Genomic DNA, 22175 nt, shown 5'->3' with positions numbered 1-22175 from the left:
AAGTGAGAGAGATGACTGCCACAGCAAACGAAGCTGGAGCCACCAGCGGGCCTGCGCCCGCCGCGCCCGGCGCAACGGGCCGTATTGCCCGTGTTATCGGCCCGGTTGTTGACGTCGAATTCCCGGCGGACGCCATCCCAGGCATGTACCACGCGCTGACGTCCGAGATCACCCTCGACGGTGAAACGCACACGGTGACGTTCGAAACCTCACAGCACCTTGGTGACAACCTTGTCCGGGCGATCTCCCTGCAGGCCACCGACGGTCTGGTGAGAGGTGCGGTCGTGCAGGACACCGGCGCACCAATTTCTGTACCTGTTGGCGACGTCGTCAAGGGCCACATCTTCAACGTTCTGGGACAGCCTCTCGATGTTGAAGAGTCCGCACTTGAAATCACCGAGCGTTGGCCCATTCACCGCAAGGCACCGGCGTTCGATCGTCTCGAAGGTTCCACAGAGATGCTCGAAACCGGAATCAAGAGCATAGACTTGCTCACCCCATACATCAAGGGTGGGAAAATTGGGCTCTTCGGCGGAGCTGGTGTTGGCAAGACCGTCTTGATCCAGGAAATGATAACCCGTGTAGCGCGTAACTTTGGTGGTACTTCGGTATTTGCCGGCGTAGGCGAGCGTACACGTGAAGGAAACGACCTCTGGGTCGAGATGGAAGAGGCAAACGTCCTCAAGGACACAGCCTTAGTATTCGGCCAGATGGATGAGCCGCCGGGAACGCGACTGCGCGTTGCACTGTCGGCGCTGACCATGGCGGAGTACTTCCGTGATGTACAGAACCAGGACGTGTTGCTCTTCATCGACAACATTTTCCGGTTTACACAGGCTGGTTCCGAGGTGTCCACGCTGCTTGGCCGCATGCCGTCAGCCGTGGGTTATCAGCCAAACCTGGCGGATGAAATGGGACTGCTTCAGGAGCGCATTACGTCAACCCGAGGTCACTCCATCACGTCCATGCAGGCTGTTTATGTTCCTGCGGATGATTACACGGACCCCGCGCCAGCAGCAACATTCGCGCACTTGGACGCCACAACGGAACTATCACGCGAAATCGCTTCCCGAGGCCTGTATCCAGCGATTGATCCCTTGACCTCGACGTCACGTATTCTCGATCCTCAGTACATTGGCAAGGATCACTACGACACAGCAGTTCGGGTCAAGCAGATCCTTCAGAAGAACAAGGAACTACAGGACATCATAGCGATCCTTGGTGTGGACGAACTGTCGGAAGAAGACAAGATCGTTGTATCCCGTGCTCGCCGTATTCAGCAGTTCCTGTCTCAGAACACCTACACTGCAATTCAGTTCACGGGTGTTGAAGGTTCAACGGTGCCGATCAAGGACACCGTCGAGAGTTTCAAGATGATCTGTAACGGCGATGTGGACCACATCGCGGAGCAGGCATTCTTCAACGTTGGTGGCATGGATGACGTTGAGCGTGCATGGGCCAAGATCCAAGAGCAGACCAGGTAACTCATGGCTGAACTTGATGTTGAAATTGTTGCCGCTGACCATTTTGTCTGGTCTGGTCCAGCCACGCTGGTTCGCGCTCGGACCAGCGATGGTGAAATAGGCGTTATGCCTGGGCATTCGCCGATTCTGGCAGTCTTGGCTGCGGGAGATCTGGGGATTGTGCCTGTTGAAGGTGCACGAATGACGGTTTCCGTCGATGGGGGTTTCTTCTCTGTTGATGGCGATCGTGTAGTTATTGTCGCCGACAACGCGAAGGTAACCGAAGGCGCACCTGCCGCATCGAGCGCAGGAACTCGCTGATCAAACATTGAATGAAATCGGCTATACGTTCCTCGTTCTGGCAGTAGTCTTTGTTCTGCTTGTTCTGGTTCTCATAGCCTTTGGAGTGCGTCGCATTCAACTGCGACGCGCTCTGGGTACTTTCGACGCCTCCATTTACCTTCCGCCTGACGGTTGGCAGATGGGGGTTTGTCGTTATGGGGACAATCATCTCCAGTGGCTGCGCTTGATGTCTCTGAGTCCCCGACCGAAGTACAAGTTTCTGCGTAGTTCACTGGAGCTGCAGGGGTGGCGGCAGCCCACAGAGGCAGAGAAGCCGAGAATTCAACCTGGTGCGGTGGTAGTTTGCCTTCACTATGAGGGGAAGGAACTGCTGCTCGTGATGAAGTACGAAGCCTATACAGGCCTATCTTCGTGGCTCGAGGCAGGTCCAGTAATCGGGATTGGCACCTGGCGCTGACCGAGGACACGTGGAGAACATTTTAACGGCGTTCGGACGGCAGTTGTTCAGCAGCGTTTCGTTCTCAGCCATTCTCCTCGGCGAACAACAGCTACAAGGTCCAGATCGGAATTCACGACGAGGCAATCTGCCCGCAGGCCGTTACGCAGTGCACCAACCTCATCAGCCAGCCCCATGACTTCGGCGGGCGTCGCCGTCGCACTCGAGACTGCGTCTGCCAGCTCGACGCCGGCAGCAACGGCAGCCCGAACGACGTCCAGTAGAAAGCCTGCCCCACCAGCCAAAGTATGCGACCGCTTAAGCTCGATGGTGGAACCACGGATCGTGACGGGGGCCCCGCCGAGCAGGTACTCGCCGTCGGGCAAACCGGTTACCGCCGTGGAGTCGCTCACCAGTGCAATCGCGTTCGGTCCCAGTAAGGCGAAAACGGTTCGGATGACCTCCGGATCCACGTGGACGCCGTCAGCGATGAGTTCAACGACGGCGTTTCCCTCCGCCGCAGTGCGCAAGAAAACTGGGATTGGGCCGGGGTCGCGGTGATGCATGGGAGGCATGGCATTGAATAGGTGCGTGACTGTTGGTTTTCCGAAGTGCCCATCGAATCCTGCGGATGCCATTTCCTCGCTGATCAGCTGCAGGGAAGCCTCGGTAGTGCTGGCATCGGCGTTGGTGTGACCCAACGACGGCGTAACACCATGGGTTGTCAAGATGTCGACGAGCATGGCCGAATTATTAAGCTCAGGTGCACAAGTCATGGTCAATAGGTTTCCTGCCGCTGCGTGCAGAAGTTCTATAAGTTCACGTTCGTTGGGCTCTCGGACGAAGTCCGGGTTCTGGGCACCGCACCGTTGTGGCGACAGATACGGCCCCTCGGAGTGAATTCCTGAAACCAGTTCCTCGTCGACGAGCGTATTCAGGGCTTCGAACGCCCTAAGTAAACGTCCGTGAGGCAGTGCCATGGTGCTGGCGAGAAGAGTGGTGGTTCCGCATTCGTGTTGGTGGCCCGCGGCCGTGCGATTGCCCACCTCATTGCCGTCACTAAAATCAAAACCAGCTGCCCCGTGACAATGAAGATCCACCATGCCCGGAAGCAGTAGAGAGTCCGTGGCGCTCTGATCGGATTGCCTCCAACCGCTTGCCACCGGATTCGTGCCAACTTCATGGAGAAATCCCTCGCGAGTCCCGGCATAGTGAATGCGGTCCTCCACAAACGCCACTAGGCCGTCGTTGATGATCTCTGCGCCGGAGACGATCCGCCCGACGAGGTATTCGTGGTCCGCTCGCTCAGTGGTCATGGACCGAGTCTAGGCGGGGATGCTAGAGGTCGCATCATCTGGGTGGCAGCGGGGTCAGAAAAGTCGGGATTCTGAATTGTCCACGCCGCGCATGGCGTCATAGTCAAGGGTCAGGCAGTCGATGCCGCGGTCTGCGGCGAGCACACGGGCCTGGGGCTTGATCTGTTGCGCGGCGAAGACGCCCCTGACCGGTGCCAGGAGTGGGTTGCGGTTAAGCAGTTCAAGATAACGCGTGAGCTGTTCAACACCGTCAATATCGCCGCGGCGTTTGAGTTCGATGGCGACGGTGGAACCGTCCGCGTCCCGGGCCAGTATGTCCACGGGGCCGATAGCAGTCATGTACTCCCTCCGGACCAGAGTGTAACCGTCGCCCAGAGTGTGGATCTGTTCGGCTAGCAACCGCTGGAGGTCTGCTTCCACGCCATCTTTCACGAGGCCGGGGTCAACACCAAGGTCATGGGATGTCTCGTGGATATGTTCATGAATGCGGATCACCAGACGATCGTCGCTCTTTGCGCTCTGCACTGTCCAGACATCGATAATGCCCGCTTTTGCATCAGTATCATCCGGTGGAGCTGCGGATAGGCGGGCCGGAGGACTCATCCAATTGAGCGGCTTATACGATCCGCCGTCCGAGTGCACCAGGACCGAGCCGTCAGCCTTGACGATGAGAAGCCTGGTGGCAAGAGGCAGATGAGCCTTCAACCGTCCGATGTAGTCGACGGAACAGCGGGCAATGACGATTCGCACGGCTGCTACTCTACCGCGATGGCGGAGTAGGGCAGAATTGGGACCATGCCGCGTTCGAATAGACCCAGACGCAGACGTGGGACACCTCTGCCTCGGGAGCACGGGGAACCTAGTCTGGAATGGACTCGGGCTGGGCTTCCACAGCGCGAGTCCGCGCGCGACGGCGTCTGGGCTGTGCGTCGAATCACTCCCGGAAACGCTGCGAAAGAGTACCGCTGTCCCGGATGTCATACGATTATCCGTCCCGGTACGGCGCACGTGGTGGTGTGGCAAGAAGATTCCTTGCTGGGTGCGCAGACCGCCTTGGAAGATCGCAGGCACTGGCATGACAGGTGTTGGTCCACGCGCAGTTTCCGCTGACCTTAGACTGTTTTCTATGACGACTTCACCCCACGACCTGGAGTTTTCCGCAACAGACGGCTCCCAGCCCATCCGCGCCTCCTCCGTGCTACCGGCCAACCGCGAGAACGTGGAATTGCGCACCGCGGATGGGCTGACGCTTGTGGGTGAGTACGCTGAACCGTTGACCGGTTCCCCGGATGCCGTACTTCTCACGCTCCACCCGTTGCCGACCCACGGTGGATTCATGGACTCACATGTCTTCCGCAAGGCTTCGTATCGGTTGCCGGCTCTGGCGAACATCGCAGTGCTGCGATTCAACACCCGCGGTACGTGCTCACCCCGTGGCTGCAGCGAGGGAAAGTTCGGGGACGGTGTCACTGAGCAGCATGATCTCGAGGCTGCTCTCGCGTGGTGCGTTGAGCGCGGACTGGACAACATCTGGCTTGTCGGATGGTCCTTCGGAACTGAACTCTGTCTGAAATATGGTGCGGTTGAACCGGCGGCGTCCGCTGCTCAGGGTGCGGTTCTGCTATCGCCGCCGTTGCATCGGGCGGGGGAGAAGGATCTGGTAGCGTGGGCTGCCTCCGGTAAGCCGCTGACGGTCCTTGTCCCGGAATTCGATGACTATCTGCAGCCGGAGGAGGCAGTCCAACGCTTCTCCGCAGTACCGCAGGCTCGCGTTATAGGAGTCGATTCGGCAAAGCACCTGTGGGTGGGCGAAAAATATGCTCGGCGTGCGCTGAATGAGATCACGGACGCCGTGCTGGACAACGGTGGTGCCTCCACTCCGCTTCCGGAGTCTTGGAATGGTCAATTGGCGGAGGCACCTGCCCCGAAGGTCTAGAGCCTGTTTTGCCTGGCGATGAAGATTTCTTCCAGTAGCAGCATCACTGCCGCGGCTGCTGGAATAGCTATCAGGGCACCGAGCACACCCAGCAGACTGCCCCCTGCAATAACTGCAATGACCGCAACGGCTCCCGGCACGGATACCGCTTTGTGCATGATCCGTGGGGATACGAAATATGCCTCAAATTGCAGGTATGCCAGATAGGGGATGACGAACAACAAGGTGGTTTGCCATCCGGCGGTCAGGGCCACGAGAGTCACGACTATCGCCGCGATGACGGCCCCAATGAGTGGGATGAAGGCCAGCAACGCGACGACGAATGTCAGCAGTATCGAAAATGGCACATGGGCAATGCTCATGAAGATGAAGGCTGCCGTGGCGTTGAGGAGGGCAACGCATGCCTGGCCGATGACGTAGTTGCCCACGCTGCTTGTGATGGTTTCGGATAGTATCTCGACCCGCCGCCGTTTGCTTCGCGGCGCCAACTTGTACGCCCATTTTTTCATGGCAGGAAGCGATGCTAGAAAATATAGCGTCAACACCAGAACGATCAGTGTGCCGAACAGGCTGTTGACGATGACGCTCCCCACGCCCAGAACTCCACCGAATATTCCGCCGATCACCCCGGAGTCAGCGAATACTTTGTTGGCTTCTTCTGCGACTCGGTCCCGGACCTGAAACTGTTCATCAACGCTCCGGAAGAACTCCGAGTTCAAGAAGTCCTGGACATACCCGGGACCGTTTTCTATCAGTTGGGTGGTCTGGTTGACGATCGTAGGAATCAACGTCGCAAAAAATGCCGTGATGATACCGACCAGTATGAGCAGCGATGCGGCGATACCACCGGGTCGCGGAACGCCCTTTTTTTCGAGCCACCGAACTACCGGGTCCAGCCCGAGGGCGATGAACAGCGCAGCGCTGATCCAGACCAGCAGTTGTCCCACGTTCGTCAAGATGAAAAACAGCAGCAGTGCCAGTCCTACGCCTACGCTGGCCATGAAACCGAAGTGGATTGGGTGACGGACCGGGTTTTTCATCTCCGGTGAGGATGGGATCCTACCTGGATCCATCCCGTTGTTGTTGATGGTCACGCCCGCCTGTTCCGCCTTTCGGTGTCGTCGAATTGGCTCCAATGTCCGTCACATTATCAGCAGCGTGCTTCTTGGTGTGGGCGGATCGCCGAAGTGCACTATCCGCGGACCTGCACGCCAGCTGAGTGGATTGCAAAGTGGCGGCGGGGGAACACGTTGGGCGTGGTCTTCGTTACCATAGGGTTATCAAGCATCGGGTCCGTTCGTGCCTTGGCTGAGCGCCCGGGTTCACCGATACGCGTAGACGTGACTGAAGTTAGGTAGTTTTGTGCGTTTGAAAATTGCGGTACCACTGGTACTTGCTGGGTTACTTCTCGCGGCCTGGGGTGTTGCCCAGACGACGTTCTGGGCTCCAGCTCAGACGATGGCAGCCTCCACGGCAACGGATGTACAGAAAGCACCGGTGGTGGTCGTTGACGCGGATATCCGTCCCGATGACCTGGAAAAGATCGACGTGACCGTCCAAGGCGAGGGTGACTTTGTGGTGGCCATTGGCCGCGCCGACGACGTCGAGGCGTGGGTTGGCAAAGCGGCTCACGTGCGGCTGACTGGTGTCACCGAGGACAAGATAGAATCCTCCTATTCCGAGGGCGAGAAATCAGTGCCCGACCCGCGTGGTTCGGACCTCTGGGTGAGCGAGGACACTGCATCGGGAGAGACAGTCTTATCGTGGGTGGATCCGGCACCGGGTGAGTGGTCATTGCTGATTGCCGCAGACGGCAAGGCCCCTGCGCCAACGAGCGTGTCGATTTCCTGGCCAAACGACGAAACCACCCCATTCGCTGTTCCTCTTATAGTTGTCGGGGCGCTTTTGTCGGTTCTGGGCATTGCGCTTGCGTTCACATCCAAACGAGGCGGAGGCCGACGCGCGACCGCCTCGGCTCCCCGGTCAGCTCGGCGCGCTGGCCGCTCCGGTGCCACTGCGTATCGAAGTGGCGGGCAGAATGCCATGGTCGTGCCGGCCCTGCGCACATCGCTTACCGCGGCAGTCCTGCTGGGTCTTGTTGCGACCGGTACCCCGGCAGCGACCGCTTCCACTGCAGGTTCCGAGGAGGGTGCGCCGGCGAAGATCGAGACCACCCCGGCGCTACTGGAAAGCCAGTTGGTGCGGATCCTCGAATCTGTGGCAACAGCAGTAGAGCAGGCCGATGCCGCCCGCGATCCCGAAATGCTCGAGGCCCGTGTAGATGGCGCTGCGCAACAGCTCCGGAGCGCAAACTACCAGGTCAGAGCAAAGGCTCCCGATGAGGAGCCACCGGTCGCTGTTGCGGCGGAACCGTTGTTGACGCAGATGATCACCACCGAACAAGATTGGCCCCGGACCGTAGTCGCTGTGACTCAAGGCGAGGCCAATGAGGTGCCACAGGCGCTGGTGCTGACCCAGGCTGAAGCTCGCAGCAATTACCAGCTCGTCTCGGCCATGCAAATGCTCCCCGGAACCACCTTCCCAAAGGTGCCGGCTGGCGGAACAGGTGTGGCACCTCAAGCCAAGGAATCCGGTGAAGGTCTCAAGGCATCGCCGGTGGCGGCACTGGAGACCCTTGCCGATACGCTCACGGCGTCCAAGCTGAAGACGGACGACGGAATCGCCGAGAATACCTTCGTCGACGACGTCATCGAATCACAGACTGCGACGGTCAAGAGTGCTGAGAGTAAATTTGCTGACATCAAGTTCACCCACACGGTTGTGCCGGAACGGACTCACGCGCTGCGCACGGGCGACGGCGGCGCCATCGTTTTTGGATATCTGAACAACACCTACGCAAGCTCTCCGAAAGGTCCTGGAGATACGTTGAAGCCCAAGGGCGTCGTCGAACAGCTGCTGGGAAAGAAAGAAACGGAAAAGAGGATTGATGTCCAGTACGGTCAAGCGGTCATGATGTATATACCGCCCAAGGACAGTGGCTCGGCGATTCAGGTCATTGGCGCGGCGCAGGCGTTATTGTCGGCCAAGCTCAAATAGCACATACCCAGTACGTCATAAGGTGAAGTAATGACTCCACAGCAATCACAGCCCATCCCCGAACCATCCACGATGCATCTGCGCGGTGCTGTTGACCTAGCGTCGCTGAAGAAGCCGGCGCAGTCTGCCTCGGCTTCCGATCCGAATCAGGACGCCGGATTCGTCATGGATGTCGATGAGCAGGGATTCCCTCAACTTGTTCAGCTCTCCGCCGAGGTCCCGGTGGTCGTTGAACTTCATGCGGATTTCAGCCCTGACTCGGTCCAATTGGCACCCGTCTTGAATAAGGTTGTGCAGTCCTATCAAGGAAGACTTGTGCTGGCCCGCGTGGATGTGGAGGCGAATCCGCAGATCGCGCAGGCGTTTCAGGCTCAAGGGGTTCCCACAGTTGTCGCAGTACTCAAGGGCCAGCCCGTTCCGCTGTTCCAGGGCGCTGTTCCAGAGCAGCAGATCCGTCAGTTCCTTGACGAGCTGCTTAAAGTTGCCGGCGAGAACGGCGTGACGGGAACCGCAGGCGAAGGCACCGGAACGGACGCGGTAGAGGACTCCCCAGAACCGCTTCCACCCCTCCACCAGGCAGCTTTCGACGCGATCGAGGCGGGAGACTACTCTGCAGCAGCCGAAGCCTACCGCAAGGCCTTGGCAGAGAACCCCGCTGATGCTGAAGCTAGAACAGGCCTTACCCAGGTTGAGTTACTGCTCCGGCTGCAGGGCAGGGGCGCAGAGGACATCAGGACCGCGGCGGCTGACGATCCACAGGGCCTCCAGGCTCAACTCGATGTAGCCGACCTCGACATCTCTGGCGGACATGTGGAGGACGCGTTTAATCGACTTCTGACATTCATTGCTCGCAGCACGGGTGAGGAACGGGAGACTGCGCGCGCCAGGCTTGTGGAGCTCTTCGATATCGTTGGTGCTGCCGAGGAACGTGTTACGGCGGCACGTGGCCGATTGACTCGCGTATTGTTCTGACGCGCTTGCAGTGACGTAGCCGTCATCCTGCGGGTGACCGAACTGTCATCCGCTCGGATGACAGCGTGGAGCGAGGTGTCTTGTTAACGTTGGATCATGAGCGATTTTACGTATATACATCCACCCGCGCCACATGGCACGCCTGCGCTGTCGTTGCGTGGACTGGTCAAACGGTTTGGGGATAAGCAGGCCGTGAACAACATCAGCCTTGATGTGCCGTCGGGGTCCTTCTATGGGCTCGTTGGTCCCAACGGGGCAGGTAAAACCACCACGCTGTCCATGGCTACCGGCCTACTGCGCCCAGATTCAGGCCAGGCTTGCGTTCACGGAGTGGATGTCTGGGTACATCCGCTGAAAGCCAAGAAGCTGATGGGGATCTTGCCCGACGGGGTGCGTCTGTTCGACCGCCTGAGCGGGGAGCAACTTGTGACGTACTCCGGTCTGCTCCGTGGTATGGACAGGGAAACTGTCAAGGAGCGAGTAGCCGACCTTTTGCGCGCCCTTGATCTCTTGGAAGACGCCGGCACCCTTGTTGTGGATTATTCAGCGGGGATGACAAAGAAAATTGCTCTTGCCGCAGCGTTGATTCATGCCCCCAGGCTGCTGGTGCTTGATGAACCGTTTGAATCCGTGGACCCGATCTCGGCGGCAAATATCCGTGACATTCTGAACGGCTACGTCCGCTCGGGCGGAACGGTCATCGTTTCCAGCCACGTGATGGACCTGGTCCAGCGTATGTGTGATCATGTGGCGGTTATCTCGAGCGGCGCCGTGCTCGCTGCCGGGACCGTGGGCGAGGTGCGCGGCACTTCGAGTCTGGAAGACCGCTTCGTCGAGCTTGTTGGTGGGCGCAGCGCTTCGGAAGGGCTCGAATGGTTGCGGAACTCGTAAGGCTGAAACTTGCGCTCCTCAGAAATTCACTGAAGCGCAATGTCTGGCAGATGATCGGATTGATCCTTGGCGGAGTTTACGGGTTGGGGATTCTTGGGCTGATTCTCTTTGGGCTGATCACTCTGGGATTTGCAGATCCCGAACTGGCGCACACCATTCTCGTCTTGACGGGATCACTGGTCATTCTGGGATGGATGATCATCCCACTGGTCGCATCGGGTGTGGATATGACTCTGGATCCGGCTCGTTTTGTCACGTTCGCGGTACCCATGAATACGTTGATAGCAGGGCTGACAGCAGCCGGACTGGTCGGTATTCCCGGTGTTGTAACGCTCATTGCCTCGCTCGGAACTTCCGCTGTCTGGTGGCGCAATCCGGCATCGTTGGCTACGGCTCTGGTTTGTGCGGTGGTGGCGGTGTTGACGTGCGTTGTGTTCTCGCGCCTGGTCACCACCGCGACCACATCGCTGTCCGCTTCGCGCAGATTCAAGGACGTGAGCGGGATTGTTGCCTTCATCCCGCTGATTCTGCTCGGACCCATCATTACCGCGTCTATGGCTGGCATCCGTAACGTTCAGGATCTCCTTCCGGCACTGGCTGAAACCATGTCATGGACGCCACTGGGCGCGGTCTGGTCAGTTCCTGGCGACGTGGCGCTGGGGCATGGCGGTCAAGCAGCGCTCAAATTCCTCATCGCGGTCATGACGCTGGCTCTTGCGCTGTGGCTATGGAAGATACTGCTCGCCAAGGCACTTGTGACTCCTGTACACCAATCGGTTAACCGACGGGCAGCGGGCAAGCTTGGTTTTTTCGGTTTCTTTCCCGGTACCCCGGCAGGGGCAGTGGCGGCACGATCCCTGACGTACTGGTTCCGGGACCCGCGATATGGGGCATCTTTGATTGTTATTCCCCTTCTTCCGGTGATTCTCTGGTTTTCGGCTAGCCAGAGCGGCAGCCTGGCCCTGTTGAACATTCTTGGCCCCGTGACCGCGTTTCTTCTGGCCTGGTCCATTTCGGCGGACATTTCCTATGACAACACAGCTTTTTCTCAACATGTATCCACCGGTGTCAGCGGAGTGGCAGACCGGATCGGCCGTGCCGTAGCCTGTGGCCTCGTCGCTCTCCCGATCTGCGTGTTGTTCGTTGTGGGCACGGCCTGGGTCAACAATGGGTGGGCTCAGTTGCCTGCGCTGGCAGGGCTGACCCTTGGAACACTGTTGTCGGGGCTCGGTCTGTCTTCCGTCATATCGGCGCGCTTCACCTACAACGTTCCCGTGCCCGGGGATAGTCCGTTTAAAACTCCTCCGGGGTCCGGAATGCAAATGTTCGTGGTGCAGATGGGCGGCTGGCTGGTCCTGGGTGTCCTTATCTCCCCGGAGCTGGTTCTGGCCATTCTGGCGTTCACCACCGGACAGGGAATTTTTGCTTGGCTTACGTTGGCGGTGGGTGTGATTTTGGGCTCTGTGTTCCTGATTGCAGGAATCCGGTTGGGTGGACGCTGGTTTGACAACCGGACACCGGAACTGTTGTCCGCTGTCTCGAAGAACCGGTGAGACCAGGCACATTGGGTAGGTAGAATATCCTTATGAGTACGCCTGCGGACCCCACAGAAACTGACCCCTTCAGGTCGGACAACCCCGGCACTTCCACAGCCACCCTGGAGAGGGAAGAGTTGCGTCAGGAGGTGGAACCTGGAGACAGCGAACGCTTTGCGCATTATGTGCGCAAAGAGAAGATCATGGAGTCGGCGTTCTCCGGTGACCCAGTGATTGCGCTGTGTGGAAAGGTGTGGACCCCGGGGAGGGATCCACAGAAGTTTCCGGTCTGCCCCGATTGCAAGGCCATCTTCGAAGGCCTGCGCCCTGGGGGCGACGACAAGGACTCCAATCAGTAAATGCCGTGTTGTGAACCGTCGGGCAGCCGGGGGATTCACAGTATTTTGGCGTGCCCAGATGAGCCGGGCACAGGGAGGGTCTGCTAAGGCATGAACAATGACACCTTGTTCGGCACGGGGCCAACACTTCCACCGGCATACCCGGAGCGCGCTGCGTGGGGGACAGCTCCGAAGCTGCGTCAGTGGCAAGAAGAAGCGCTGGGCAAATATTTTGGGACCACGCCGCAAGACTTTCTCGCGGTCGCAACGCCCGGCGCCGGTAAAACGACCTTTGCTCTGAGGGTTGCCACGGAGCTGGTCGAGCGCGGCGTCGTCAACAGAATCACGGTGGTCGCCCCTACCGACCACCTGAAACGGCAGTGGGCTGATGCCGCAGCCAAGGTGGGCCTGGCCATCGACCCGAATTTCAAGAATGCCGACGGTCGTCACGGCAGCGGCTTCATCGGTGTAGCCGTAACTTATGCGCAGGTAGCGTCCAAACCGATGCTGCACCGAGCCAAGACCGAAGCCGCACGCACTCTGGTGATCTTGGACGAGATCCATCACGGAGGCGACGCCCTGTCGTGGGGCGACGGCATCAGGGAAGCGTTTGAGCCGGCCGCCCGTCGTCTGGCCCTGACCGGAACTCCTTTTCGTTCGGACACGGCCGCCATCCCGTTCGTGGAGTATGCGCAGGACAAGGACGGGATCCGTCGGTCCAAGGCAGACTTCATTTACGGTTACGGGGACGCGCTGAAAGACAATGTGGTCAGACCGGTCATGTTCATGGCATATTCCGGCCACATGAGGTGGCGCACAAGTAGCGGTGAAGAAATGGCGGCATCTCTGGGCGAAGCCGCCGTCACCAAGGACATCACAGCGCAGGCGTGGCGGACAGCCCTGAACCCTACGGGTGAATGGATCCCCTCTGTGCTGGCGGCCGCGGATAAACGGCTGACAGAAGTGCGCCGTACAGTTCCCGATGCAGGAGCGATGGTTATTGCCACAGACCATGAGGATGCCCGAGCCTACGCGGGAGAGCTGCAGCGAATAACAGGGCAGTCACCCACCGTGATTCTTTCCGACGACGCTGGCGCCTCACAGAAGATTGAAGACTTCTCCGCTGGGGAGCAACGCTGGATGGTCGCTGTCAGAATGGTGTCCGAGGGCGTGGACGTTCCCCGGTTATCTGTTGGCGTCTATGCCACGTCGACCGCAACTCCACTGTTTTTTGCTCAGGCGGTGGGCCGGTTTGTTCGTGCCCGCAAGCGGGGAGAGACGGCTTCTGTGTTCCTGCCGTCAGTGCCGAACCTGATGGAATTGGCCAACCAATTGGAGTTGGAACGCGACCACGCACTGGACCGGCCGGAGAATCACCTTGCCGAGGAAGGGTTCGCTCTCGAGGACTCGTTGATGGAGGCAGCGAACCGGGAGGAGAAGGCTTCTGATTCCCTCACGAAACAGAAGTTTGAGGCGCTCGAATCACAGGCATCGTTTGACCGCGTACTATTCGACGGCGGTGAGTTCGGAGCTGGCGGAGCCGCAGGCAGCGAGGACGAGCAGGATTATCTGGGAATCCCTGGGCTGCTGGACGCCGATCAGGTTGCTGTATTGCTCAGGGAGCGTCAGCGCGAACAGCTGGCTCGGCGGGGAGGCAAGCGCCCTGCTGAGGTTCCACCAGTCAATCCGTCCGTTGCCGATCACCGCCGCCTGACGGAGCTGCGGGCAAAACTAGCAAAAAATGTTTCTGCGTGGTCCGCCCGCACCGGAACGCCTCATGGTGTGGTGCACTCGGAGTTACGCCGAATCTGCGGTGGCCCAGCCGTGGCTCAGGCGGATGAGGACCAACTCACACGGCGTCTGGGTAAACTTCAGGACTGGTTCATCGGACGCAAATAGTCCTGCGTCACTGAACGTCGACGCCGTCATCCTCCAGCTCTTCCAGAGTCTTGGTGATGCTGGCCTCGGCCATACCGCGGGTGAGGTCCCTCAACACCACGGTGTTGTACCCGGCGCGTTGGGCATCCAGAGCAGTGGCACGGACGCAATAGTCCAGAGCTAGACCGACGACTTCCACAGTGTCAACATCGTTACTGCGCAGCCAGTCGTCAAGACTGATGGTTTCGCGTTCTGGTTCGCCTATCTGGCGTTCGCCCGTTGGAACTTCATCCTCTGGGGCCAGCAGGCCCTCGAACCCCGAATAGGCCGCCTCATAGGCGCCCTTTCGAAACCAGGCGTCAATATGCTCTGTATCCAGTTCCGGATGAAGTTCAGCTCCGCTGCTTCCAGCTACGCAGTGCCGCGGCCAAGAATCTACAAAATCCGGTGTATCTGAGAAGTGGCTGCCCGGTTCGATGTGCCAGTCCTGTGTGGCAGCAATGACGTCGTAGCGGTCTTGGTTGTTCTCGATGTGATCGCTAATGAGTTGCGCGAGGGCCGCTCCGCCAGGCACAGCCAGCGACCCTCCTTCGCAGAAGTCATTCTGGACGTCGACAATCAGCAGTGCAGTACTCATTGGTGCTCCTCTTTGTGGTGTTGTGCGAACTCGTATTCGGTGGGAATGACCGGCTCTCCACGCTGAAGGCGGTGAATGCTGTCAGGGAGTTCAGCGGTGGAATCCCGATGACGTTCGGTTGCTCGGTTGACGCCCGCCGGACCCGTCCAACCGGGCAGCAGCTCACCCCTGATGACGAACTCATGCAGAAGCTGCCGGTCATCGCCGTCGTTCATATGGTCTGTGTCGATGCTGATCACTTCCGCAGTGGCGCGGCCAGTGGAGTTTCGACGGCGCATGGCGTCTTTGCGTCCGCCTACGCTGACTTTGCCCTTGGAGGCCTTGGCGACGGAGACGAAAGTGCCGTCGTCGTTCTCCCGCGCGACAAGCTTGTAGACCATGCCAGCTGTGGGGTGTCCAGAACCGGTGACGAGCGATGTCCCCACGCCGTAGGAATCTACGGGGGCAGAACCCAGCGCCGCTATGGCGAATTCGTCCAGATCCGAAGTGACCATGATCCGGGTGTTGTGGTTACCCAGATCGTCGAGGAGCCCCCGGACCCACTGCGCCTGGGCCACCAGATCACCGGAGTCCAGCCGGACTGCCCCGAGGGCAGATCCGGCGAGTTCCACGGCGGTCCGGACACCCTGCTCGACGTCGTAGGTGTCCACGAGCAACGACGTTTCGTTACCCAGCGAAGCGAGCTGGGCGGCGAAGGCTTCCCGTTCCGAATCGTGGAGGAGCGTGAAGGAATGCGCCGCCGTCCCGATGGTACGTATGCCGTATCGGCGGCCGGCCTCAAGGTTGGATGAGCCGGCAAAGCCAGCGATGATAGCAGCCCGGGCGGCGGCGACGGCGGATTCTTCATGGGTTCGCCGTGATCCCATTTCGAAGCAGGGACGGTCGCCGGCAACACCGGTCATCCGTGAGGCCGCTGATGCGATAGCACTGTCATGGTTGAGGATGGACAGGACAAGTGTCTCCAGGATGCAGGCCTCGGCGAATGTTGACTCCACCGTCAGGATTGGCGAGTTCGGAAAGTATGCCTCACCTTCCGCGTAGCCTTGGATGCTACCGCTGAAACGGTAATCAGAGAGCCATTTCAGCGTCTCGTCATTGACCACGCCTGTATTGGATAGGTGTGCCAGCTGGGCATCGTCGAAGCTGAAAGTCTCTAGGGCCTCGAGCAGACGCCCTGTACCGCCGACAACACCGTATCGTCGTCCCTCTGGGAGCCGTCTGGCGAACGCCTCGAAAACGGAACGTCGGTGCGCAGTCCCCGAGTGGAGCGAGGCTTGGAGCATGGTGAGCTCATAGTGATCCGTGTAGAGGGCGGAATTCGGCGGGGTCCAGGCACTTGAAATACTCACACCCAGAACTGTAGCCCCGAGAGAGTTTTTCCTACAGCCTCGAGGCGAGGTTCGGCGGGTTCAGTCCCGGGCTATTACACTGGCAAGCATGTCCGTGAGTACCCCTGTGAGGGAGTCCGAGGTTGAAACCCGCAGCGAAGAGCTGACGTTCAGTGACGTGCCCTGGGTGGTTATCGTCTGGAATGATCCGGTAAACCTCATGAGCTACGTCAGTTATGTGTTCAGGAGCTACTTTGGCTATTCGGAGTCGAAGGCCAATACGTTGATGCTGGAGGTCCACGAAGCGGGTCGGTCTGTTGTTGCGACTGGCAGCCGGGAGAAGGTGGAGAAGGACACGCTGGCCATGCATTCCCACGGGTTGTGGGCAACGTACCAGCGCGCAGATCAGCCGTAGTGCCTCTCATGAATTCAGCGGAAACGAGGAAGTAGAATGGCCAAAGCGTTCAAGCGAAACCGGCGGGGAATCTCCGGATATCTGGAACCCGGAGAGCGGCAGCTGCTGCGGAGGCTGTTCGAAGATGTCATAGCGATGCTGGAACCAGACGAGCCAGCCAACGAAGATCCACTGGCGGCAATGGTCGGGGTAGATGGGCAGGCCCGGGTTCCTGAGGATTCGGCGCTGTTGAGACTCCTTCCTCATGCCGTGGGCAACGACGACGATGAAGCTCTTGAATTCAGGCGCTTGACCGAACGGTCGCTACGAGAGAGCAAAATCGGCGCCCTACGGGGAGCTGCGCTCCTGATTGAAAAACGAGAAGCGGCTTTCTCGGATGAGCAGGCGCACGTGGTGGCGAAGGCGCTCAATGACGTCCGGCTCGTGTTGGCGGACCGGTTGGGGATCGAATCGGATGAAGACGCCGAACGCCTCCACGGGATTGATGACTGGTCCAAGGCCGACGACGTAGACACTTATCTGGCGCTCGTCTATAACTTCGTGACATGGCTGCAGGAAACCCTCATGCAGGCCATGTTGGAGGGGCTCGACGACGTCAGCTGAAGGGCAGTGACACCGTAGTGTGACGAACGGAACGCTGCCTGAAATTCCCAAGTCCGGACGCGGACGCATATCCTCGGAGGATCATGTCCACCAATGAGAACCAGTTCCAGACCAGCCACCACGAGGGCAAAGGTGCTGCCAGCACAGAGGCGCCAATCGGCATCTTCGATTCAGGAGTCGGGGGACTCACAGTTGCTCGGGCTGTGATTGATCAGTTACCCGGTGAATCGATCCTGTATGTCGGAGATACCGTCAATGCTCCATATGGTCCTTTGCCGATAGCCCAGGTGCGGGCGAATGCCCTGGGCGTCATGGATGAGCTGGTCGACGCCGGCGTGAAGCTACTGGTCATTGCCTGCAACTCTGCGTCCTCAGCCGTGCTCAGGGATGCCCGTGAGCGATACACCGTCCGCTACGGCATTCCCGTTGTCGAGGTCATCCAACCGGCGGTCCGCAGTGCTGTCACGGCCACACGGTCTGGTCGGATCGGTGTTATTGGAACCAACGCGACTGTCGGTTCGAGGGCCTACGAAGACACGTTCGCAGCGGCACCCCAACTACACATCACCACCGCGGCCTGTCCACGGTTTGTCGATTTCGTCGAAGCTGGAATTACAGCAGGACCGGAACTTCTCGCGACGGCAGAGGAGTATTTGGAACCACTGAAGACTGCTGGCATCGACACCCTGATTCTGGGTTGCACGCACTATCCGCTGATGACAGGGGTCATCTCCTACGTCATGGGAGAGGAAGTCACCCTCGTCTCAAGCGCTGAGGAGACGGCCAAGGACGTTTACCGGTCGCTCGCCCGAAATTCGCTCATGCGGCAGAACCACACAAGTCCGGGCCATCACTTTTTGGCGACCGGCGACGCAGCCTCCTTCGAGGTTCTGGCCCGCCGCTTCCTGGGCCCAGAAGTATTGCGGGTGGAACAGGTTGCCAAGGTTTCCACACAGTACCCGGCAGGAAGCATGAAGCTAATGCATAGGACCACAGCAGATCCAGGTGCTGAGGCAGGGGAGAGCCTTGCGCATCTGGTGGAACAGGACACACTCCGGTGAAACTGACCATCGTAGGGTGCAGCGGTTCATTCCCCGGTCCCCAGTCGCCGGCGTCGTGCTATCTCCTGACCGCCAACGACGGCGAACGTGACTGGAAAATTCTTCTGGATCTGGGCAATGGTGCACTGGGCGCCGTCCAGCGTTATATGGACCTGCGGGACATCGACGCGGTGTTTCTCAGCCACCTTCATCCCGATCACTGCATGGACCTTTGCGGCCTTCACGTGGCGATCCATTGGGACCCGAACGGTTGGGGCCGTCCGCGCGTACCAGTGTGGGGACCGGCAGCTACCGCTCACAGAATGGCCACCGCATACGGCCTCGATCCAGACCCGGGCATGACAGAGGACTTCGATTTCCACGTCTGGGAGCTGGAAAAGCCCGTTGAGTTTGGGCCCTTCACCATCACACCCTTCCCGGCGTTGCATCCAGTTGATGAGGCGTATGCACTGCGGGTGGAAGCCCGCGAAACTGACCCAGCGGGAAACGTTTCCACCAGTGTGCTGGCATATTCTGGCGATACTGATGCCTGTCCAGGTCTTGAGGATGCGGCTCGGGACGTCGACGTTTTTGTGTGTGAAGCTGCTTTCCATGAAGGGCGCGACGACGCCGTCACCGGAGTTCACCTGACCGGTAAGCGCGCCGGTGCAGTAGCAACTGTCGCCAACGCCAAGAGACTGTTGCTGACGCACATTCCAGTATGGAACGACGCCGTGGTTACCGTTGCCGAGGCAAGGGAAAGCTACACCGGCGATCTGGCCGTCGCCGTCGCCGGCGTCTCCTATGAGGTGTAACGGTCGGTCAGCTACCGTCGCCATCCCAGTAGACTTGACCCATGACTGCACACGGTTCAGACTCATCGTCCGCTTCCACCAAGAACCAGCCACCGGCCCCCGGCGCTGATTCCACCGCCCGGAACAGTCTCCGGGCAGACGGCCGTGGCCCAGACCAGCTGCGTAATATCAGCATCACGCGTGGATGGTCCAATCAGGCAGAAGGATCCGCCTTGATCGAGTTTGGCAACACCCGGGTGCTGTGCACGGCCTCAGTTACCGCGGGGGTTCCGCGCTGGCTCAAAGGTGAGGGTACCGGGTGGGTCACGGCCGAGTACGCCATGCTCCCACGAGCCACGAACACGCGCTCCGCTCGCGAATCCGTCAAAGGGAAAATCGGTGGGCGGACCCATGAAATCTCCCGCCTCATCGGGCGTTCCCTGCGAGCCGTCATCGATACCAAGGCTCTGGGGGAGAACACCATTGTCCTGGACTGCGACGTGCTACAGGCCGACGGCGGAACACGTACCGCTGCGATCACCGGCGCCTATGTGGCGCTCGCCGATGCCCTGCACTGGGCGCGGGAGAACAAGCTCATTTCCCGCAAGGCCGAGCCGCTGACGGACACTGTCGCGGCGGTCAGCGTTGGCATTATTGACGGCGTTCCCATGCTGGACCTGCCGTACGTTGAGGATGTGCGGGCCGAAACGGATATGAACGTGGTCGTCACCGGAAGCGGTAAGTTCGTGGAAGTTCAGGGAACGGCGGAGGGAGCACCCTTCGACCGGGATGAATTGAATGAGCTGCTGGACCTTGCTCTGCTGGGAACTGCCCAGTTGGCCCAGATCCAGCGTAGAACGCTGGGAGAGTAGCCGGTGCCAGAGACTGCGGAACCGCGGCTTGTTCTAGCCACCCGAAACGCTGGAAAACTCAGGGAGTTCAGGGAGCTCCTGCGGGGCCAGGTACCCGGGCTCGACGTCGACACTCAGGTGATCGATGCAGCGGCGGCAGGGGCGCCGGACGTTCCCGAAACAGGTGTGACGTTCGAGGAGAACTCGCTACTGAAAGCGCGCTCAGTTGCAGCGGCCACCGGCCTGGTTGCTGTTGCTGATGACTCTGGGCTCACCGTTGATGTTCTTGGCGGTGCCCCCGGGATCTTCTCCGCCCGTTGGTCCGGGCGCCATGGCGATGACGAAGCGAATCTGAGGTTGGTGCTGGATCAGCTCGCCGACATCGACGAGGTGCACAGGGGCGCGGCTTTTGTTTGTGCTGCGAGCGTGGTGTCCGTCGGTTCCGAGAATGTGACGCGCGGGGAACTGCGCGGCAGCCTCCTCCGCGCGCCCAGAGGGGACGGCGGCTTCGGCTACGATCCCATCCTTATGCCCACTGGCACAACTCGTAGTTGCGCTGAACTAAGCGCCACCGAGAAGAACGAGATCAGCCATCGGGGGCAGGCCTTTCGCGCGTTGCTACCCCATATTGTCAATGCTTTGCGCTGAACCGGCGTTTTCACACGTTTCCCATCGTCGATAAGGCAGCTTTTATGATCATGACCATGTCCGTACTCCAGTCCGTTCCACGGCAGGTGAACACGGCCTCGCAGGATCCCTCGCTTGGCGGTGTTGCAGGTTGGGCTGTGGATGTCATGGAGACCATCGGCGCGCCGGGAGCTGGTTTGCTGGTGGGGTTGGAGAACCTCTTTCCGCCGCTGCCCAGCGAGATCATCCTCCCGCTGGCTGGTTTCACCGCCAGTCGCGGCGACTTCACCCTGTTCGAGGCAATTTTCTGGACAACAATGGGGTCCGTCTTCGGTGCGTGGGCGCTCTACGGGATCGGTGCCTGGCTTGGACGCGATCGCATGTGGAAAGTTGTCAGGGCTGTTCCGCTCGTGGACGTAGCCGACGTCGAGAAAGTCGAGGCGTGGTTTATCAGACACGGGTACAAGGCCGTTTTTTTTGGCCGGATGATTCCCATTTTCCGGAGTCTGATTTCAATTCCGGCAGGTATCGAACGGATGCATATCTGGAAGTTTCTGGCTCTGACAACAGCGGGAAGCCTGATCTGGAACGTGATTTTTGTTCTTGCCGGTTTCTATCTGGGGGAGAACTGGCATCTTGTCGAGGGGTATGCCGGAATTTTCCAGAAGATCGTGATCGTCGTCGTCGTTCTGGCTCTTGTGGCTTACGTGGTGTCAAAAATCCGTAAGAACCGGCCGGGACCACAGTGACGGCCTGAGCAGATGTCCATAGAATTCACAGCCATAGACTTTGAAACCGCCAACGGTTTCCGGGGTTCGCCATGCTCTATCGGCTTGAGCAAGGTCAGAGACGGTCAGATCGTTGAGGAAACGTCCTGGCTCATGCGACCGCCGGAGGGGTTTGATCATTTCGATCCGCGGAATGTCAGGATTCACGGAATTCGTCCTGACGCTGTTGCTGCAGCTCCCCGTTTCGGTGAAGTTTTTCCGGAAATCGGCGCTTTCATCGGTGCAGATCTGGTGGTGGCTCACAACGCGGCCTTTGATATGGGAGTTATTCGTTCTGCGCTGGAGGTTTCCGAACTTGCCGGTCCTGCCTACGATTACACCTGCACGGTGACGCTTTCGCGCCGTAATTACACACTGGATTCGTACTCTCTTCCTTTTGTGGCTGCGGCGGCAGGCGTTCCGCTGATCAACCATCACGACGCCGTGGAGGACGCCAGGGCTTGCGCGGGCATTCTGATTGATATCGCAGCCCGTAACCAGTCCTCGAGTCTGGCCGAGCTGTTTGCCTCGCAGCAGTTGCAGGCCTCGACCATGGAGGCCTATCGGCCGGGGGAGTCCTTGCTCTCCAAAGCAACGCGGACGGCACGGGAAAAGCTGGCTACTGGCGGTGCGGTTGATTTCTGGACAGGCTGGCCGGAAGAGGGCGAGAACCCGCGCGCCAACGTGAGAGCGCCGCGTCAGCATCCTCTGTATGGTCAGACGATTGTTTTCACGGGGAACCTCGGAATCAGCCGTCCGGTGGCCAAACAGCGGGCAGCCGACGTCGGCGCCCAAGCTGCCAGCAACGTTACCCGGGCAACAACTGTCCTCGTAGTGGGCGATGGCTTTTCTGCCGAAGACCTTCGCAACGGCCGCCTGACGGGTAAGGCCAGACGCGTTCTTGATCTTCAGGAGCGAGGTCAGCGGATTGACGTGCTGACCGAGTCCGCGTTTTTGAACCTGCTCGACGGGTCGCGAAGGAGCTGAC

Annotated in this window: 23 protein-coding genes; 18 read left to right on the top strand and 5 right to left on the bottom strand. The window is 59.4% G+C overall.

Features of this window, described 5'->3' with window-relative positions; genetic code table 11:
* The first annotated feature begins 11 nt into the window (after nucleotides 1-11).
* The 3 genes from atpD to JOE65_RS11120 are packed head-to-tail and all read left to right on the top strand — an operon-like array spanning nucleotide 12 to nucleotide 2223.
* Nucleotides 12-1484: a F0F1 ATP synthase subunit beta gene (atpD, locus tag JOE65_RS11130; RefSeq protein ID WP_205163261.1), complete on the top strand. Its 1473-nt coding sequence runs from the start codon at nucleotides 12-14 to the stop codon at nucleotides 1482-1484.
* A 3-nt stretch (nucleotides 1485-1487) separates the two neighbouring features.
* Nucleotides 1488-1784 (top strand): F0F1 ATP synthase subunit epsilon, encoded by a 297-nt coding sequence (locus JOE65_RS11125; RefSeq protein WP_205163260.1) that lies wholly within the window; start codon nucleotides 1488-1490, stop codon nucleotides 1782-1784.
* 7 nt (nucleotides 1785-1791) lie between these two features.
* The gene (locus JOE65_RS11120) at nucleotides 1792-2223 is read left to right on the top strand and encodes a DUF2550 domain-containing protein (RefSeq protein ID WP_205163259.1); all 432 of its coding nucleotides are present in this window, start codon (nucleotides 1792-1794) and stop codon (nucleotides 2221-2223) included.
* Between the two features lie 47 nt (nucleotides 2224-2270).
* On the opposite strand, the gene JOE65_RS11115 is transcribed toward JOE65_RS11120, so the two are convergent.
* Together JOE65_RS11115 and nucS are read right to left on the bottom strand one after the other, a co-directional pair.
* A complete protein-coding gene (locus JOE65_RS11115; RefSeq protein WP_205163258.1) occupies nucleotides 2271-3518 on the bottom strand; it encodes an N-acetylglucosamine-6-phosphate deacetylase in 1248 nt (415 codons plus the stop codon).
* Nucleotides 3519-3572: 54 nt separating this feature from the next.
* Nucleotides 3573-4268, bottom strand: coding sequence for an endonuclease NucS (nucS, locus tag JOE65_RS11110; protein WP_205163257.1), 696 nt, complete (start codon nucleotides 4266-4268; stop codon nucleotides 3573-3575).
* Nucleotides 4269-4644: 376 nt separating this feature from the next.
* On the opposite strand from nucS, the gene JOE65_RS11105 reads away from it, so the two are divergent.
* A complete protein-coding gene (locus JOE65_RS11105) occupies nucleotides 4645-5454 on the top strand; it encodes an alpha/beta hydrolase (RefSeq protein WP_205163256.1) in 810 nt (269 codons plus the stop codon).
* Here the strand turns inward: JOE65_RS11105 and JOE65_RS11100 are convergent.
* Nucleotides 5451-6527, bottom strand: coding sequence for an AI-2E family transporter (locus JOE65_RS11100; protein WP_205164169.1), 1077 nt, complete (start codon nucleotides 6525-6527; stop codon nucleotides 5451-5453). The genes JOE65_RS11105 and JOE65_RS11100 overlap by 4 nt on opposite strands.
* Nucleotides 6528-6816: 289 nt before the next feature.
* Here JOE65_RS11100 and JOE65_RS11095 point away from each other — a divergent pair, with 289 nt between their 5' ends.
* From JOE65_RS11095 to JOE65_RS11070, 6 genes are all read left to right on the top strand, one after another.
* Nucleotides 6817-8511, top strand: coding sequence for a DUF8094 domain-containing protein (locus JOE65_RS11095; RefSeq protein WP_205163255.1), 1695 nt, complete (start codon nucleotides 6817-6819; stop codon nucleotides 8509-8511).
* 30 nt (nucleotides 8512-8541) lie between these two features.
* Complete coding sequence (locus tag JOE65_RS11090; protein WP_205163254.1) at nucleotides 8542-9483, top strand: tetratricopeptide repeat protein; 942 nt, start codon at nucleotides 8542-8544, stop codon at nucleotides 9481-9483.
* 96 nt (nucleotides 9484-9579) lie between these two features.
* On the top strand, nucleotides 9580-10374 hold the full coding sequence (locus JOE65_RS11085) for an ABC transporter ATP-binding protein (RefSeq protein ID WP_205163253.1): 795 nt from the start codon (nucleotides 9580-9582) through the stop codon (nucleotides 10372-10374).
* On the top strand, nucleotides 10356-11927 hold the full coding sequence (locus JOE65_RS11080) for a transporter (protein ID WP_205163252.1): 1572 nt from the start codon (nucleotides 10356-10358) through the stop codon (nucleotides 11925-11927). Before JOE65_RS11085 ends, JOE65_RS11080 begins: the two co-directional genes overlap by 19 nt.
* 32 nt (nucleotides 11928-11959) lie before the next feature.
* Entirely contained in the window at nucleotides 11960-12268 is a 309-nt protein-coding gene (locus JOE65_RS11075) for a DUF3039 domain-containing protein (protein WP_205163251.1), read from the top strand.
* 90 nt (nucleotides 12269-12358) lie between these two features.
* Nucleotides 12359-14146, top strand: a complete 1788-nt coding sequence (locus JOE65_RS11070; protein WP_205163250.1) for a DEAD/DEAH box helicase — start codon at nucleotides 12359-12361, stop codon at nucleotides 14144-14146.
* A gap of 7 nt (nucleotides 14147-14153) precedes the next feature.
* On the opposite strand, the gene JOE65_RS11065 is transcribed toward JOE65_RS11070, so the two are convergent.
* Together JOE65_RS11065 and JOE65_RS11060 are read right to left on the bottom strand one after the other, a co-directional pair.
* Entirely contained in the window at nucleotides 14154-14762 is a 609-nt protein-coding gene (locus tag JOE65_RS11065; protein WP_205163249.1) for a nicotinamidase, read from the bottom strand.
* Nucleotides 14759-16111, bottom strand: a complete 1353-nt coding sequence (locus tag JOE65_RS11060) for a nicotinate phosphoribosyltransferase (protein WP_205163248.1) — start codon at nucleotides 16109-16111, stop codon at nucleotides 14759-14761. Before JOE65_RS11060 ends, JOE65_RS11065 begins: the two co-directional genes overlap by 4 nt.
* Before the next feature lie 88 nt (nucleotides 16112-16199).
* On the opposite strand from JOE65_RS11060, the gene clpS reads away from it, so the two are divergent.
* The 8 genes from clpS to JOE65_RS11020 all read left to right on the top strand — a co-directional run bounded on the left by clpS (nucleotide 16200) and on the right by JOE65_RS11020 (nucleotide 22174).
* Nucleotides 16200-16505, top strand: a complete 306-nt coding sequence (clpS, locus tag JOE65_RS11055; protein ID WP_205163247.1) for an ATP-dependent Clp protease adapter ClpS — start codon at nucleotides 16200-16202, stop codon at nucleotides 16503-16505.
* A 36-nt stretch (nucleotides 16506-16541) separates the two neighbouring features.
* Nucleotides 16542-17108 (top strand): DUF2017 domain-containing protein, encoded by a 567-nt coding sequence (locus tag JOE65_RS11050; RefSeq protein ID WP_205163246.1) that lies wholly within the window; start codon nucleotides 16542-16544, stop codon nucleotides 17106-17108.
* Nucleotides 17109-17191: 83 nt separating this feature from the next.
* Nucleotides 17192-18169 (top strand): glutamate racemase, encoded by a 978-nt coding sequence (murI, locus tag JOE65_RS11045; protein ID WP_205163245.1) that lies wholly within the window; start codon nucleotides 17192-17194, stop codon nucleotides 18167-18169.
* A complete protein-coding gene (locus JOE65_RS11040) occupies nucleotides 18166-18963 on the top strand; it encodes an MBL fold metallo-hydrolase (RefSeq protein WP_205163244.1) in 798 nt (265 codons plus the stop codon). The genes murI and JOE65_RS11040 overlap by 4 nt, the downstream gene beginning before the upstream one ends.
* A 41-nt stretch (nucleotides 18964-19004) precedes the next feature.
* The gene (gene rph, locus JOE65_RS11035) at nucleotides 19005-19814 is read left to right on the top strand and encodes a ribonuclease PH (RefSeq protein WP_205163243.1); all 810 of its coding nucleotides are present in this window, start codon (nucleotides 19005-19007) and stop codon (nucleotides 19812-19814) included.
* A 3-nt stretch (nucleotides 19815-19817) separates the two neighbouring features.
* Nucleotides 19818-20441, top strand: a complete 624-nt coding sequence (rdgB, locus tag JOE65_RS11030; protein WP_205163242.1) for an RdgB/HAM1 family non-canonical purine NTP pyrophosphatase — start codon at nucleotides 19818-19820, stop codon at nucleotides 20439-20441.
* Between the two features lie 56 nt (nucleotides 20442-20497).
* Nucleotides 20498-21169 (top strand): DedA family protein, encoded by a 672-nt coding sequence (locus tag JOE65_RS11025; RefSeq protein WP_205163241.1) that lies wholly within the window; start codon nucleotides 20498-20500, stop codon nucleotides 21167-21169.
* Nucleotides 21170-21181: 12 nt separating this feature from the next.
* Nucleotides 21182-22174, top strand: coding sequence for a 3'-5' exonuclease (locus JOE65_RS11020; RefSeq protein WP_205163240.1), 993 nt, complete (start codon nucleotides 21182-21184; stop codon nucleotides 22172-22174).
* Nucleotide 22175 lies beyond the last annotated feature (1 nt).

The organism is Arthrobacter roseus, assembly GCF_016907875.1.
Taxonomy (GTDB): domain Bacteria; phylum Actinomycetota; class Actinomycetes; order Actinomycetales; family Micrococcaceae; genus Arthrobacter_J; species Arthrobacter_J roseus.
The sequence above is the reverse complement of the archived record's forward strand: the minus strand, read 5'-3'. Positions and strand labels throughout refer to the sequence as shown.

Coding starts and splice junctions, on each gene's coding strand:
- JOE65_RS11065 (WP_205163249.1), bottom strand. CDS start 14,762: ATGAGTACTGCACTGCTGATTGTCGACGTCCAGAATGACTTCTGCGAA.
- clpS (WP_205163247.1), top strand. CDS start 16,200: ATGTCCGTGAGTACCCCTGTGAGGGAGTCCGAGGTTGAAACCCGCAGC.
- JOE65_RS11080 (WP_205163252.1), top strand. CDS start 10,356: ATGGTTGCGGAACTCGTAAGGCTGAAACTTGCGCTCCTCAGAAATTCA.
- JOE65_RS11020 (WP_205163240.1), top strand. CDS start 21,182: ATGTCCATAGAATTCACAGCCATAGACTTTGAAACCGCCAACGGTTTC.
- JOE65_RS11100 (WP_205164169.1), bottom strand. CDS start 6,527: ATGGATCCAGGTAGGATCCCATCCTCACCGGAGATGAAAAACCCGGTC.
- rph (WP_205163243.1), top strand. CDS start 19,005: ATGACTGCACACGGTTCAGACTCATCGTCCGCTTCCACCAAGAACCAG.
- JOE65_RS11090 (WP_205163254.1), top strand. CDS start 8,542: ATGACTCCACAGCAATCACAGCCCATCCCCGAACCATCCACGATGCAT.
- JOE65_RS11125 (WP_205163260.1), top strand. CDS start 1,488: ATGGCTGAACTTGATGTTGAAATTGTTGCCGCTGACCATTTTGTCTGG.
- JOE65_RS11105 (WP_205163256.1), top strand. CDS start 4,645: ATGACGACTTCACCCCACGACCTGGAGTTTTCCGCAACAGACGGCTCC.
- murI (WP_205163245.1), top strand. CDS start 17,192: ATGTCCACCAATGAGAACCAGTTCCAGACCAGCCACCACGAGGGCAAA.
- JOE65_RS11075 (WP_205163251.1), top strand. CDS start 11,960: ATGAGTACGCCTGCGGACCCCACAGAAACTGACCCCTTCAGGTCGGAC.
- JOE65_RS11025 (WP_205163241.1), top strand. CDS start 20,498: ATGTCCGTACTCCAGTCCGTTCCACGGCAGGTGAACACGGCCTCGCAG.
- JOE65_RS11050 (WP_205163246.1), top strand. CDS start 16,542: ATGGCCAAAGCGTTCAAGCGAAACCGGCGGGGAATCTCCGGATATCTG.
- JOE65_RS11070 (WP_205163250.1), top strand. CDS start 12,359: ATGAACAATGACACCTTGTTCGGCACGGGGCCAACACTTCCACCGGCA.
- atpD (WP_205163261.1), top strand. CDS start 12: ATGACTGCCACAGCAAACGAAGCTGGAGCCACCAGCGGGCCTGCGCCC.
- JOE65_RS11115 (WP_205163258.1), bottom strand. CDS start 3,518: ATGACCACTGAGCGAGCGGACCACGAATACCTCGTCGGGCGGATCGTC.
- JOE65_RS11085 (WP_205163253.1), top strand. CDS start 9,580: ATGAGCGATTTTACGTATATACATCCACCCGCGCCACATGGCACGCCT.